Annotated in this window: 11 protein-coding genes and 1 riboswitch; of the genes, 6 read left to right on the forward strand and 5 right to left on the reverse strand. The window is 64.8% G+C overall.

The annotated features are described in order from the left end of the window. Positions 1-61 precede the first annotated feature (61 nt). A complete protein-coding gene (locus tag ACV1FX_RS19610; RefSeq protein ID WP_473119190.1) occupies positions 62-889 on the forward strand; it encodes an isocitrate lyase/PEP mutase family protein in 828 nt (275 codons plus the stop codon). Here the strand turns inward: ACV1FX_RS19610 and cynS are convergent. Beyond that, positions 876-1364: a cyanase gene (cynS, locus tag ACV1FX_RS19615; RefSeq protein WP_473119191.1), complete on the reverse strand. Its 489-nt coding sequence runs from the start codon at positions 1362-1364 to the stop codon at positions 876-878. The two genes, ACV1FX_RS19610 and cynS, sit on opposite strands and share 14 nt — an antisense overlap. A gap of 269 nt (positions 1365-1633) precedes the next feature. Next, positions 1634-2839: a TrmJ/YjtD family RNA methyltransferase gene (locus ACV1FX_RS19620; protein ID WP_473119192.1), complete on the reverse strand. Its 1206-nt coding sequence runs from the start codon at positions 2837-2839 to the stop codon at positions 1634-1636. A 337-nt stretch (positions 2840-3176) separates the two neighbouring features. On the opposite strand from ACV1FX_RS19620, the gene ACV1FX_RS19625 reads away from it, so the two are divergent. Then, the gene (locus tag ACV1FX_RS19625) at positions 3177-4391 is read left to right on the forward strand and encodes an NADP-dependent isocitrate dehydrogenase (RefSeq protein ID WP_473119193.1); all 1215 of its coding nucleotides are present in this window, start codon (positions 3177-3179) and stop codon (positions 4389-4391) included. Positions 4392-4556: 165 nt separating this feature from the next. After that, on the forward strand, positions 4557-5057 hold the full coding sequence (locus ACV1FX_RS19630; protein ID WP_473119194.1) for a DUF3455 domain-containing protein: 501 nt from the start codon (positions 4557-4559) through the stop codon (positions 5055-5057). 18 nt (positions 5058-5075) lie between these two features. Here ACV1FX_RS19630 and ACV1FX_RS19635 read toward each other — a convergent pair whose 3' ends face one another. Further along, entirely contained in the window at positions 5076-6308 is a 1233-nt protein-coding gene (locus ACV1FX_RS19635; RefSeq protein ID WP_473119195.1) for a cyclic nucleotide-gated ion channel, read from the reverse strand. Between the two features lie 5 nt (positions 6309-6313). Continuing rightward, positions 6314-8992 (reverse strand): alanine--tRNA ligase, encoded by a 2679-nt coding sequence (alaS, locus tag ACV1FX_RS19640; RefSeq protein ID WP_473119196.1) that lies wholly within the window; start codon positions 8990-8992, stop codon positions 6314-6316. Positions 8993-9212: 220 nt separating this feature from the next. Beyond that, positions 9213-9302: riboswitch (glycine riboswitch) on the forward strand. Positions 9303-9445: 143 nt separating this feature from the next. On the opposite strand from alaS, the gene gcvT reads away from it, so the two are divergent. Genes gcvT through gcvP form a run of 3 tightly spaced genes read left to right on the forward strand, consistent with a single transcriptional unit; the run spans position 9446 to position 13866 of the window. Beyond that, positions 9446-10594 (forward strand): glycine cleavage system aminomethyltransferase GcvT, encoded by a 1149-nt coding sequence (gene gcvT / locus ACV1FX_RS19645; protein ID WP_473119197.1) that lies wholly within the window; start codon positions 9446-9448, stop codon positions 10592-10594. Between the two features lie 9 nt (positions 10595-10603). Then, positions 10604-10972, forward strand: a complete 369-nt coding sequence (gcvH, locus tag ACV1FX_RS19650) for a glycine cleavage system protein GcvH (RefSeq protein ID WP_473119198.1) — start codon at positions 10604-10606, stop codon at positions 10970-10972. A gap of 14 nt (positions 10973-10986) precedes the next feature. Then, positions 10987-13866: an aminomethyl-transferring glycine dehydrogenase gene (gene gcvP / locus ACV1FX_RS19655; RefSeq protein ID WP_473119244.1), complete on the forward strand. Its 2880-nt coding sequence runs from the start codon at positions 10987-10989 to the stop codon at positions 13864-13866. 3 nt (positions 13867-13869) lie between these two features. On the opposite strand, the gene ACV1FX_RS19660 is transcribed toward gcvP, so the two are convergent. Beyond that, a complete protein-coding gene (locus tag ACV1FX_RS19660; RefSeq protein WP_473119199.1) occupies positions 13870-14802 on the reverse strand; it encodes a hypothetical protein in 933 nt (310 codons plus the stop codon). Positions 14803-14893: the final 91 nt, after the last annotated feature.

A 14893-nucleotide genomic window follows, 5' to 3' on the forward strand; every position in this document is an offset into this window, starting at 1 on the left:
CGAATGACGGAAACAGTCCTATCGCTGGTGTCCGAACAGACACCATAAGATGGAGCGAGCCATGGCAAGCCAATCAGAGAAGGCACAGACGTTTCGAGCCCTGCACGAGCGGCCGGGTGCCTTCATCATTCCCAATCCCTGGGATGCCGGCACCGCAAAGCTGCTCGCGGCCATGGGATTTGAGGCGCTCGCCACCACGAGCCTCGGCCTTGCCAACATGCAGGGCACTTCGACCGTCAGCCTCGATGCCATCCTCGACAATTGCCGCGCGATTGTCGCGGCGACCGACCTGCCGGTCAGTGTCGATCTCGAGAACTGCGGCGCACATGAGCCCAAGCGCGCGGCCGAGGCGATCCGGCGTGCGGCCGAGGCCGGCGCAGTCGGCGGCTCGATCGAGGATGCAACGGGCGATCGGGCGCGGCCGATCTATGATTTCTCGCTCGCGCTCGAGCGTGTCCAGGCCGCGGTGGAGATGGCCCGATCGCTGCCCGTCCCGTTCACGCTGACCGCGCGTGCCGAAAACCTTTTGCACGGACGCAACGATCTCGACGACACCATCAAGCGCCTGAGGGCGTTTGAAGCCGCAGGCGCCAACGTGCTCTATGCGCCGGGCGTGTACGACCTCGCAACGATCAAGACGGTCGTCTCGTCGCTGACAAAGCCCTTCAACCTGGTGACGGGCTTTGCCGACCCGACGCTGACGCTGGCGCAATTGTCGGAGGCCGGCGTCAAGCGCATCAGCGTCGGCGGTGCCATGTCGCGATTTGCGCTCGCAGCCTTCCTGCGCAGCGCGCGCGAGATGAAGGAGAAGGGATCCTTCACCTATGTTCGCGAGATGGCGCCGATCAAGGAGCTCCGCGACGCCTTTGCCGCGGTCACTCCTCCTTGAAGCCGTACTCCGGCACGTTGCCGCTGGCGCCGTAATATTTGTACGGCAGAAATTTTCCGCTCATGGTGATCTTGACGCGATCGCCCTTGGGATTGGCGACGCGCTCGATCGCCATGTCGAAATCGATCGCCGACATGATGCCGTCGCCGAATTCCTCCTCGATCAGCGCTTTCCAGGCCGGGCCATTGACCATCACCATCTCGTAGAAGCGGTAGATCAGGGGATCGGTCGGCGGCATCGGCGTGCCGGTGCCGCGCATCGGCACCTCGTTGAGCATCGCAGTCTCCGCCTTCGACAGCCCGAACAGCTCGCCGGCATTTGCCGCCTGCGGCTTCGTCAATTTCATCTGGCCCATGATCGCGCCGACGATCAGCACCTCCGAATAGCCACCGATCTTCTCGCAGATGTACTTCCAGCTCCAGCCCTTCTCGCGCTTGATGTCGAGCAGCTTTTCGGTGAGGTCGGAGCGTTTCATGTGGGGGTCTCCCTTGGCTAATGGTTGCGTCGCGTCATTCTGCTCCCTTCCGGCAAGCGGAGAGACGCAACGTCATTTCGTATCGCGCTGGGGGTGCACGAAGCGTGCCAATGGATTGGGCACCGACGCTGTAGGTGGGCAAAGCGTCCGCCTTCGTTCGAAGAACGAAGGCGGGAGCGTGCCCACCTCGTCTGCTTCGCCCCGGTGATAGAAGGTGTGGGCACGCCTCTGCCCTCGCTCTTCGAGCGATGGCCGAGGCTTTGCCCACCCTACGGATTTTCCGACTTGTCGCGCGGCATCGCCGCCAACCGCACCAGCTCGGCTTCAAGATCGAGCTCGACATCCGCGGCCCGGATCTCGATCACCCGGTAGTCCCTCGCCTCGAGCCACGCTCGCCTTGCCGCCCGATCGGCAACGATCGTCTCGCTCTCACCCGGGTTGACCAGCTCGATCGCAATCCGGTGCTGAAAGGAGACGAAGTCCGGAATGTGCCGGCCGACCGGGGTCTGGCGCTTGAACTGGCCGGCGAAGCGGCGGTCGCGGGTCAGGGCCTGCCAGAGCAGGCGCTCGGCATCGGTCGGGTTGCGGCGGAGGAGGCGCGCGAGCCCGCGCACGGTGCTGCCGCTGTCGGGCACTCCGCCCTGGCCGTGCTCGGCCAGCAGCGCGCGCAGCCGCGTCGCCTGCTCGCCGTCGAGCACACCGCCCTTGGCCTGCCCTTTCCGCCCCTCGGCGATCGCCATCACCACGCCGTGCAGGGTGTGCATGTCCTGCTTGGTCGGCTCCATGCGGGTGAAGATGTTGCGCAGATTGACCAGCATGGTGTCGCGCTTCTCGGCCGGGCGCAGGAATTCGACGCGGTCGAGCTCGCGCACGAGGTTTTCGAAGAAGGCCTGGATCTGGTGCTGCGAGGCACGCTCGGAGCGCTCCGGCATGCCGTGCGGCAGCGCGCCCTCCGTCGCCCGCTTGAACCATTCGTAGCCGACGAGCAGCACAGCCTGCGCGAGATTCAGCGAGGCGAAGCCAGGGTTGACCGGGAAGGTGATGACCCGGTTGGCGAGCGCGACCTCCTCGTTGGTCAGCCCCCAGCGCTCGCGGCCAAAGAGGATGCCGGCTTTTCCGCCGGTGACGATATGGCCGGCGATCTCGGTCGTCGCGGCTTCCGGGCCGACCACCGGCTTGGCCTGATCATGGGCGCGGGCGGAGGTGGCGAACAACAGGTCGAGGTCGGCGACCGCCTGCTCGACGGTGTCGAACAGCTCGACCCGCTCCAGGATGTGGTCGGCACCCGCCGCGGCACGCTGGGCGGCGATGTTGGGCCAGCCATCGCGCGGGTTGACGATGCGCAACCGGCTCAGGGCGAAGTTGCCCATGGCACGAGCCGCCATGCCGATGTTCTCGCCGAGTTGCGGCTCGACCAGGATCACGATGGGGCCCTCGAGGGCGAGACCCGCCTTGCTCTTGTCAGTCCCCGACATCTCGTTTTGCTTTCACGCTGGTTCTCAAGGCCTTACGGAAGGCGCTCCAAAGAATTGATTCAAGCAGGCCTGTCGGGCCGGCTCCGTTACCCCGTCGTTTGCCTGTCCTGACAAAATTCTCAAGGGAAATAACGGGGTTAGAATCGGCTTTTGAATCTCGCCCGAAACCTTACCCTGGGCCCGGCCGGATGACCGGCCGCGCCTCCGCATCTGCGGAAGCTGGATGAGCTAAAAGTGCATAATCCCTTGGCTTTCGCCCGCCGCGTCCCGGTGCTAAGAGGCGGCGGATATTCCCGTTTGCGCGCCAAAGCGCCGTTCCCAAGAGGCTCCCCCGATCATGGCAAAAATCAAGGTGTCCAACCCCGTCGTCGAACTCGATGGCGACGAGATGACCCGGATCATCTGGCAATACATCAAGGACAAGCTGATCAACCCATTCCTCGATGTCCAGCTCCTCTACTTTGACCTGGGGATGGAGTACCGCGACCAGACCAACGATCAGGTGACGATCGACGCCGCCGAGGCGATCAAGAAGGTCGGCGTCGGCGTGAAGTGCGCCACCATCACCCCGGACGAGGCCCGGGTGAAGGAATTCAACCTAAAGCAGATGTGGAAATCGCCGAACGGCACCATCCGCAACATCCTCGGCGGCGTGATCTTCCGCGAGCCGATCATCTGCAAGAACGTGCCGCGCCTCGTTCCCGGCTGGACCAAGCCGATCATCATCGGCCGCCATGCCTATGGCGATCAGTACCGCGCCACCGACATCAGGTTCCCCGGCAAGGGCACGCTGTCGCTGAAGTTCGTCGGTGAGGACGGCACCGTGATCGAGAAGGAGGTCTTCAAGGCCCCCGGCGCCGGCGTCGCGATGGAGATGTACAATCTCGACGACTCCATCATCGACTTCGCCCGCGCCTCCTTCAACTACGGCCTGATGCGCAACTACCCGGTCTATCTCTCGACCAAGAACACGATCCTGAAGGTCTATGACGGCCGCTTCAAGGACATCTTCCAGGACGTCTTCGACCGCGAGTTCAAGAAGGAATTCGACGCCAAGGGCCTGACCTACGAGCACCGCCTGATCGACGACATGGTGGCCTCGGCGCTGAAGTGGTCCGGCGGCTACGTCTGGGCCTGTAAGAACTACGACGGCGACGTGCAGTCCGACACGGTCGCGCAGGGCTACGGCTCGCTCGGCCTGATGACCTCGGTCCTGCTCACGCCCGACGGCAAGACGGTGGAAGCCGAAGCCGCCCACGGCACCGTGACCCGCCATTACCGCGAGCACCAGAAGGGCAAGGAGACCTCGACCAACTCGATCGCGTCGATCTTCGCCTGGACCCGTGGCCTCGCCCACCGCGCCAAGCTCGACAACAATCCGGAGCTGGCGAAGTTTGCGACCACGCTCGAGAAGGTTTGCGTCGACACCGTCGAAGACGGCTACATGACCAAGGACCTCGCGCTGCTCGTCGGCGCCGACCAGCGCTGGCTCTCCACCACCGGCTTCCTCGACAAGGTCGCCGAGAACCTCGCGAAGGCGCTGGCGGCGTAGGCCGGCGTCTCGCCTCAACCACCGTCATTGCGAGCGAAGCGACTTGTCCGCCGTAGCTCGAAGAGCGAAGGCGGAAGCAATCCAGACTGTCTCCGCGGAGAGACGCTGGATTGCTTCGTCGCAAGAGCTCCTCGCAATGACGAGACCTTTGTTCGAGGAAGCATCATGCCGACATTCAAGAGTCTTGCCTTTTCTGTCTTCGCACTGGCCAGCACGTCTGCGTTCGCCGCCGATGCGCTGCCCGAGGCGATCGCCGCCCCCGGCGAGACCGTCGTGCTCAGCGTCCACGCCGAAGGCGCGCAGGTTTATGAGTGCAAGGCAGGGACCGACGGCAAGCTCGCCTGGGCCTTCCGCGAACCGATCGCGACGCTGCTGTCCGAAGGCAAGACGATCGGCCGACACTATGCAGGTCCCAATTGGGAGCACGCGGACGGCAGCGCCGTGGTCGGCAAGGCCATCGGCAACGCGCCGGGTGCAACGGCAGGCGATATTCCCTGGCTGAAGCTCGAGGTCGCCTCGCGCCGCGGCAGTGGCGTTCTGACGCCCATCAGCACTGTCCAGCGCATCAACACCCATGGCGGCAAGCTCGAGGGTTCTTGCGAAAAGGCCGGCGAGTTCAAGAGCGCGCCCTACTCGGCCGAATATATCTTCCTGCGCAAGGGCTAGCGATCCAGGGCTGCCCGATCAGCCCGCTCCGCCGGCGCCTTCCCTCTCCGCCTGCGCAAGCTCGGCCGCCGCTAGGTCGCCGGCCTCGCCAAGTCGCGCCTTGGCGGTCTTGTGGACGTGGGCGGCGAGCGTCGGCATGCGCTCGATCAGGGCGTGGAAATGCTGGGCGTCGAGCACGAGAAGCCGCGTCTTGCGTGTCGCGGTCACCGTGCCGCTGCGCTTGGTCTTGTGCAGCAGCGCGATCTCGCCGAAGAACGTGCCGTCGGCGAGCCGCACATGCTGGTTGGGCAGCTCGATCTCGACCTCACCTGCCGTGATGAAATACATCGACGAGGCGGCGTCGCCGCGCCGGACCAGAATCTCACCTTGCTCGATCGTGCGGGCGCGAAGCAGCCGCATGATGTCGGCAATCTCCGATGCCGTCAGGGGCGAGAACAGCGGCACCCGCGCGAGCATCCCCCAGGTGACGACGAAGTCGCGACGCCTCACCTCCTCGGCAAAAGCCGAGGAAATGATCGCGACGGGCAGCGCGATCATGGCAAAGCCGCTGATGATCGCGAAGACCGAGACGAACTTGCCGAGCGGCGTCACCGGCACGACGTCGCCATAGCCGACCGTTCCGAGTGTCACGATCGCCCACCACATCGCCTGCGGGATGGTGCCGAGCTTTTCCGGCTGCACCTCGCGCTCGATCGCATAGAGGAGCGAGGCGAAAGTGAGCACCACGCCGACCAGGATGACGATGCAGCCGATCAACGCGCGCCGTTCGGCATGGACGGCTGCGAACAGTGAGCGCATCGCCGGCGAATAGCGGATCAACTTGAAGAACGGCAGCACGCCGAGCGCAGCCAGCGTCGCGTGACGGCCGGTGGCCAGCACGATCGCTGCGGGGAGAAACGCCATGAGATCGATGATGCCGAGCGCGGAGAAGACGTAGGAGAGCCGGTCGGCCAGCGCCGACCCCTTGCGAGGCGTGTGGCCGGCGACCGTCCACAGCCGCGCCGCATATTCCAGCGCGAACACGATCACGGAGAGAATGGTGATCGCCGAGAACAGCGCGCCGAATTGCGCGTCCAGCTCCGGCACCGAGGCCAGCGTCATTGCCACCACGACGAGCACGATGACGGCAATGATCACCTGGATGAAGCGCGACCCGGCGGAATAGGCCAGCGGGTCGTGCTCCAGAAGCTCGTAGAGGCGATCCCTCAAATCGGGATCAAAAAGCCCACGTCCTCGCGGAACGAGGCGCACGGTGTCTACGCGCCGACCATGGCTTTTTCGATCGCCGAAAGCGCCGCCGCCGCATTGGCGCCGTCGGGCCCGCCGGCCTGCGCCATGTCAGGCCGGCCGCCGCCACCCTTGCCGCCGAGGGCTTCGGAGGCGACGCGGACCAAATTGACCGCGTTGAAGCGCGAGGTGAGATCGGCCGTGACGCCGACCACCACGCCGGCCTTGCCGTCGCCGGTGACGCCGACGATCGCAACCACGCCGGAGCCGATCTGCTTCTTGCCGTCGTCGGCAAGGCTCTTGAGATCCTTCATCTCGATGCCTTCGACCGCACGCGCCATCAGCTTGACGTCGCCGACTTCTCGCACGCCTGCGGCTGCGCCATTGCTAGACGATGCACCGCCGCCCATCGCGAGCTTCTTGCGGGCGTCGGACAGTTCGCGCTCGAGCTTCTTGCGCTCGTCCATCAGCGCGGTGATGCGCGCCGGCACGTCATCGAGCGAAGTGCGCAGCTCGGCGGCAGCGGTCTTCGCCAGCGCCATGGTGTCATTGGCGTGCTTGCGCGCATGGCGCCCCGTGAGCGCCTCGATACGGCGCACGCCGGAAGCAACCGCGCTCTCGCTCGTCAACGTGATCAGGCCGATATCGCCGGTGCGCTTGACATGAGTGCCGCCGCAGAGCTCGACCGACCAGCCGAGTGCATTGGCGCCGTGTTCGCGCGCGGTCTTGCCCATCGAGACGACGCGAACCTCGTCGCCATATTTCTCGCCGAACAGCGCACGCGCACCGGCTTCGCGGGCTTCATCCACGCCCATGATGCGAGTCGTGACCTCGTCGTTCTCCAGCACCACGTCGTTGGCGATGTCCTCGACGCGGGCGAGTTCCTCCGGCGTGATCGGCTTCGGATGCACGAAGTCGAAACGCAGACGATCGGGCGCGACCAGCGAGCCGCGCTGCGCGATGTGGTCGCCGAGCACCTGGCGCAACGCCTCATGGATGAGATGGGTCGCCGAGTGGTGCGCGCGGATCGAAGAGCGTCGTCCGTGATCGACCTCGAGTTGGAGCGCGGTGCCGAGCTTCAATTCGCCGCTCTCCACCGTGCCGATGTGAACGAAGAGATCGCCAAGCTTCTTCTGCGTGTCGGTGACACGGAATTTGATTCCGCCCTCACCGATCATCACGCCGGTGTCGCCGACCTGACCGCCGGACTCCGCATAGAACGGAGTCTGGTTGAGCACGAGCGCGCCGGTCTCGCCGACCTTGAGGCTGCCGGTTTCCTTGCCGTCCTTGATCAGCGCCGCGACGACGCCTTCGGCGCTCTCGGTCTCGTAGCCCAAAAATTCGGTGGCCCCGAGCTTCTCGCGCAGCGGAAACCAGATCGCCTCAGAAGCCGCCTCACCCGAGCCCGCCCAGGATGCACGCGCCTTCTCGCGCTGACGCTCCATCGCATCCGTGAAGGCGGACTGGTCGACGCTGATGCCGCGCGACTTCAGCGCGTCCTGCGTGAGATCCAGCGGGAAGCCATAGGTGTCGTAGAGCGTGAAGGCGACGTCGCCATCGAACATGTCGCCCTTCTTCAAGGACGCGCTCTTCTCGTCGAGGATGGCAAGGCCGCGAGCCAGCGTCTTGCGGAAGCGCGTCTCTTCCAACCGCAGCGTTTCCTCGATCAGCTTTTCCGCGCGCACCAGTTCCGGATAGGCCTGGCCCATCTCACGGACCAGCGCCCAGACCAGGCGATGCATCAGCGGTTCTTTCGCGCCCAGGAGCTGCGCATGGCGCATCGCGCGGCGCATGATCCGGCGCAGCACGTAGCCGCGGCCTTCGTTCGAGGGCAGCACGCCGTCGGAGACGAGGAAGGCCGACGAGCGCAGATGGTCGGCGATCACCCTGAACGAGGCAACGGTCTGCTCATTCGGTCCGCTGCCGAGCGCGGACGCGGTCGCATCGATCAGCTGACGGAAGAGATCGGTCTCGAAAACGCTGTCGACGCCCTGGAGGATGCAGGCCATGCGCTCCAGGCCCATGCCGGTGTCGATCGAGGGGCGCGGCAGCGGCTGCCGGTCCTCCTTCGTCACCTGCTCGAACTGCATGAACACGAGATTCCAGAATTCGAGGAAGCGATCGCCGTCCTCTTCCGGGCTGCCCGGAGGTCCGCCCCAGATATGCTCGCCGCGATCGATGAAGATCTCCGAGCACGGGCCGCACGGACCGGTATCGCCCATCGCCCAGAAATTGTCCGAGGTCGGGATGCGGATGATGCGATCGTCGGAGAAGCCCGCGATCTTCTTCCAGAGCCCGTGCGCCTCGTCGTCGGTGTGATAGACGGTGACGAGCAGCTTGTCCTTCTTCAGCCCGAAATCCTTGGTGATCAAAGTCCAGGCGAGCTCGATCGCGCGCTCCTTGAAGTAGTCGCCGAAGGAGAAGTTGCCGAGCATCTCGAAGAAGGTGAGATGGCGCGCGGTATAGCCGACATTGTCGAGGTCGTTGTGCTTGCCGCCGGCGCGCACGCATTTCTGCGAGGTGGTGGCGCGGTGATAGGGGCGCTTCTCGACGCCGGTGAAGACGTTCTTGAACTGCACCATGCCGGCATTGGTGAACATCAGCGTCGGGTCGTTGCGCGGCACCAATGGCGAGGACGGCACGATCTCGTGGCCGTTCTTGGCAAAGAAGTTCAGAAAGGTCGACCTGATCTCGTTGACGCCGCTCATGTTCATCCAATCGGGTGATAGGACCCGCCAGAGCCATCCAAACTCGACACCAAGGCTGATATCTGCGGGCGATAGCGCTTTTAGACAAGGTGAGCTGCCCTGTCCAGAAACTGTGCAGAGAGATCAGAGGGTTGCCGCACGCGCTCAATCCGCCGTTGATAGCTGCAGCAGCCGCGTTGACAGCCTTGGCCGGCCTGTGTTCTGTACCTACCTGTATCGTACGGCCACGTCGGGAGAGACCGGCTTTGGTAGCCGGCGCCGAAGGAGCAACCGCCCCGGAAACTCTCAGGCAAAAGGACCGCGTGGCTTTGACAGCATCTGGAAAGAGGCGCCGACGGGCATCGAAGCCCGGATGGCACCCGCCGACGGGATAATACTCTCAGGCACAGCGACAGATGGGGCTTCGACTGGTTTTTCGGGGAATCCTCCCCGGGAACCGCGAGGGCCCCTGTGATGCTTGCGCGCGACGACCAAAACTCCCTCAGACGTACCCCCCTTTACGCCCTGCACGTGTCGCTTGGCGGCAAGATGGTGCCGTTCGCCGGCTATGAAATGCCCGTGCAGTACCCTGCGGGCGTCCTGAAAGAGCACCTGCATACCCGCAGCTCCGCCGGCCTGTTCGACGTGTCCCATATGGGCCAGATCGCGCTCCGGCCGAAGTCCGGCAAGGTCGAGGACGCGGCGCGCGCGCTGGAGCGGCTGGTGCCGCAGGACATCGTGGCGCTCGCGCCCGGGCGGCAGCGCTACGCCCAGTTCACCAATTCGGACGGCGGCATCCTCGACGATTTGATGGTCGCCAATTTCGGCGATCACCTGTTCCTGGTCGTCAACGCCGCCTGCAAGGCCGAGGACGAGGCGCATCTGCGCGCGCACCTCTCCGATGACGGCATCATCGAGTCGCTGAACGACCGCGCGTTGATCGCGCTCCAGGGGCCGAAGGCCGAAGCCGTGCTGGCGAAACTTTGTGCAGAGGCTCCGTCCATGAAGTTCATGGACGCAGGCCCGCGCAAGGTCGATGGCATCGACTGTTTCGTGTCGCGCTCGGGCTACACCGGCGAGGACGGGTTCGAGATCTCGGTTCCCGCAGGCGATGCCGAACGCCTGGCAAAGGCGCTGCTCGCAAATTCCGACGTGCTGCCGATTGGCCTCGGCGCCCGTGATAGCCTGCGGCTCGAAGCCGGGCTTTGCCTCTACGGCCACGACATCGACACCGCAACCACGCCGGTCGAAGCCGCGCTGGAATGGTCGGTGCAGAAGAGCCGCCGCACCGGCGGCGCCCGCGCCGGTGGTTTTCCGGGCGCGCAAAAGCTCCTCGCCCATTTCGATCAGGGCGCATCGCGTCGCCGCGTCGGGCTGCGGGCCGAAGGCCGCGCGCCGGTGCGTGAAGGCGCGCTCTTGTTTGCGGACGCGACCTCGAGCGAAGCGATCGGCACCGTCACGTCCGGCGGTTTTGGCCCGAGCCTGAATGCACCGGTGGCGATGGGCTATGTGCCCACTGCGAAAAGCGCGCTCGGCACGAAGCTCTTTGCCGAAGTGCGCAGCCAGCGGCTGCCGCTCACCGTCGCCGCCATGCCATTCGTGAAAAACACCTACAAACGCTGAGGACTGAGAATGACCACGACGCTGTACACCTCCGACCATGAATGGCTGAACATTGACGGCGATGTCGCAACCGTCGGCATCACCGATTACGCCCAGCAGCAGCTCGGCGACGTCGTGTTCGTCGAGCTGCCCAAGGTCGGCCGCGCGCTGAAGAAGACGGAAGCTGCGGCCGTGGTCGAGTCCGTGAAGGCGGCGTCCGACGTCTATGCACCGATCTCGGGCGAGGTGCTCGAGGTCAACCAGGCGGTCGTCGATGAGCCGGCGCTGGTCAATTCGGACGCCGCAAGCAAGGCGTGGTTCTTCAAGATCAAGATTGCCGACAAGAGCGAGCTCGGCGGTCTCATGGACGAGGCCGCCTACAAGGCGCACACGGCGTAAAGCGAGGACCAATGATGACCGCGCACCGCAAATCCAACGGCGACACCGCCTCTTTCGTTCGCCGCCACATCGGCCCCTCCGCACGCGATGTCGCGGCGATGCTGGACACCGTCGGCGCAAAAAGCATGGACGCGCTGATGGCGGAGACGCTGCCGGCCTCGATCCGGCAGGCAGCTCCCCTCGATCTCGGCAAGCCCTTGAGCGAGACCGAAGCGATCTCGCATATGGGCGAGCTTGCAGCCCAGAACCAGGTGTTCACCTCGCTGATCGGCCAGGGCTATTCAGGCACGATCTTGCCCGCGGTCATCCAGCGCAACATTCTGGAAAATCCCGCCTGGTACACGGCCTACACGCCCTACCAACCCGAGATCAGCCAGGGCCGGCTGGAAGCTCTGTTCAACTTCCAGACCATGATCTGCGATCTCACCGGGCTCGATGTTGCCAATGCCTCGCTGCTCGATGAGGCGACGGCTGCGGCGGAGGCCATGGCGCTCGCGGAGCGGCACTCGCAGGTGAAAGCGCAAGCCTTCTTCGTCGACAAGGACGTGCATCCCCAGACCCTCGCGGTGATGCGCACCCGCGCCGAACCCCTGGGCTGGAACCTGATCGTCGGCGATCCCCTCACTGATCTCGACAAGACCGACGTGCTTGGCGCGCTGCTGCAATATCCGGGTTCGTCGGGCGCAGTGCGCGACCTGCGGCCGACAATCGCGACGCTGCGCGCCAAGGGCGCGCTCGCGATCGTTGCCGCCGATCTGCTGGCGCTGACGCTGCTCGCCTCGCCCGGCGAACTCGGCGCCGATATCGCGATCGGCTCGGCGCAGCGCTTTGGCGTGCCAATGGGCTACGGTGGACCGCATGCGGCGTACATGGCGGTGCGCGATGCGCTGAAGCGCTCGCTACCCGGCCGCATCGTCGGCCTCTCCGTCGACTCGCGCGGCGCGCCGGCCTATCGCCTCGCGCTCCAGACTCGCGAGCAGCATATCCGCCGCGAGAAGGCGACCTCCAACATCTGCACCGCGCAGGTGCTGCTCGCGGTGATCGCCTCGATGTACGCCGTCTATCACGGCCCCGAAGGCCTCTCGCAGATCGCTCGCACGGTGCATCGCCGCACCACCGTGCTGGCCGCGGGCCTGCGCAAGCTCGGCTTTGCGCCAGCTTCCGAAAACTTCTTCGACACGGTCGCCGTGGACGTCGGCGCGAAGCGCGGCGAGATCGCAGAGCGCGCGGCATCCGAGAAGATCAATCTCGGCCTTGGTGATGGTGCCCTGCGCATCGCGCTCGACGAGACCACGACGCCGGCCACGATCGAGGCCGTCTGGCGCGCGTTCGGCGGCAAGCTCGCTTATGCCGAGATCGACGCGACCACGCGCGAGGCGCTGCCTGACGCGTTGAAGCGGACGACGCCCTTCCTCACCCACACGGTGTTCCACGCGCACCGCTCGGAAACCGAGCTGCTGCGCTACATGCGCAAGCTCTCAGACCGCGACCTCGCGCTCGACCGTGCGATGATTCCGCTGGGCTCGTGCACGATGAAGCTGAACGCGACCACCGAGATGATGCCGCTGACCTGGCCGGAGTTCGGCAACCTGCATCCATTCGCGCCAAGCGAGCAGGCACGCGGCTATCACGCGCTGTTCGCGCGGCTCGAAAAATGGCTGTGCGACATCACCGGCTATGACGCGATCTCGCTGCAGCCGAATTCCGGCGCGCAAGGCGAATATGCCGGGCTGCTTGCGATCCGCGGCTATCACGCAGCGCGCGGCGAAAGCCACCGCAAGGTCTGCCTGATCCCCTCCTCCGCGCACGGCACCAATCCGGCCTCGGCCGCGATGGTCGGCATGGAGGTGGTGGTCGTCGCCTGCGAGAAGAACGGTGACGTCGACGTCAACGATCTTCGTGCAAAGGCCGAGAAGCACTCGAACGATCTCGCCGCCATGATGATCACCTATCCCTCGACGCACGGCGTGTTCGAGGAGCACATCAGCGAGATCTGCGACATCGTGCATGGCCATGGCGGCCAGGTCTATCTCGATGGCGCAAACCTGAACGCGCAGGTCGGCCTGTCACGGCCCGGCGATTACGGCGCCGATGTCAGCCATCTCAATTTGCACAAGACCTTCTGCATCCCGCATGGCGGCGGCGGCCCCGGCATGGGCCCGATCGGCGTGAAGGCGCACCTTGCGCCGTTCCTTCCAAGCCATCCGGAGAATCGCCATCCCGCGACCAGCCCGGATACAACGGTCGGCCCGGTCTCCGCCGCACCGTTCGGCTCGGCCTCGATCCTGACCATCTCCTACATCTACATCCTGATGATGGGCGGCGAAGGGTTGAAGCGTGCGACCGAGATCGCGATCCTCAATGCCAACTATGTCGCGGCACGTTTGGATGCGCATTTCCCGGTGCTCTACAAGAACGCGAAGGGTCGCGTCGCGCACGAATGCATCATCGACCCGCGACCGCTGAAGACGACGAGCGGTGTCACCGTCGACGACATCGCAAAGCGGCTGATCGACTACGGCTTCCATGCTCCGACCATGAGCTTCCCGGTCCCGGGCACGCTGATGATCGAGCCGACCGAGTCGGAATCGAAGGCCGAGCTCGATCGCTTCTGCGACGCGATGATCGCGATCCGGAAGGAAATCGCCGAGGTCGAAGGCGGCCGCTTCAAGATCGAAGCGTCGCCGCTGCGCCATGCGCCGCACACCGTGCACGACATCGCCGACGACGACTGGAAGCGCGCCTACACCCGTGCTGAGGGCTGCTTCCCGGCCGGCACCTCTCGCACCGACAAATACTGGTGCCCGGTGGGCCGCGTCGACAACGTCTATGGCGATCGCAACCTCGTGTGCTCGTGTCCGCCGGTGAGCGACTACGCGCAGGCCGCGGAGTAAAGCTTACGGCGCAACCAGCGAACGGCTTTGCGCATCCCAGCGCCACAGCCGTTCGTTGGTCAAGAGTGTGCCGCCCCACCAGCGCCGAATCGGATTGTGGCGGCGGAAATCTTCCCGGCCTTCAACGACCGATCGACCAAATTCGGTTAGCGACAGCCGACTCCGGCGATAAGCGGCGTTGCGACCTCGCGCATCATGCGGGGCAAGCGTCGCGAGTTTCGGATCGAGACCCGCGATCGCCGGCATCGGGCCGGACCCAAGCCCTTCGAGCAGCGGGCCAAGCTCCCACTGGTCGAATACGCGCGTTTCGAGCGACCCGCCCGGCTGAAACAGCTCCTTTGTGCGATTGTACCCCCTCGCAATCAAATCGAGGAGCCGCGCTTCCGTCGCACCCAGCCCGGTCATTGGTGACGGCAGTTCTGCCAGCAATTCTTCCATCGCCGGCTTCAGAAAGGGCAAGCTGGGGAAATCCCTGCCGAGCAATCCGAAACAAAGCTCCGGCGTTGGTGCCCTGTAGGCCTCCCAGGCGATGCGCGCGACCTCGAAGTCACGCTCCGTGACGCTGAATTCTCGCAGGGTAGGGTCGCGAAGCCGAGCGCCGTCTGCTCCGAACAGATCGAAATCGATGAGTCGCAGTTTGAGACGCCCTACCGCGTATGGTTTGGAGCGGAGATAGTCGAGGATCCAGAAGAGCTGCAATTGATTGTTCGGGCTGGAATCGAACCACAGTTCGATTAGCTCGACGCCGTAGGCCTCGCAGAAATGGACCAGTCCGAGTTCCTTGTGCGCGAGACCGCTCTGGGACGATCGGCCAACAAGATCGGACCAACGCACCTCCGGATCGCCTCTAAAAAAGCCTCCCGTGAGGTATTTCTCGAGGTGGTGCGACGTCGGCAGCGGGCCCGAGACGAATCGAAAGATCAGCGGCACGACCATGTCGGCGCGATCTGCGTAGGTGAGACCAACGCCGGACGAACTGGTCAGAATCATACGCTTCATCGCGGACGCGCCCACCCTCACGCAGAAA

The organism is Bradyrhizobium ingae, assembly GCF_055791185.1.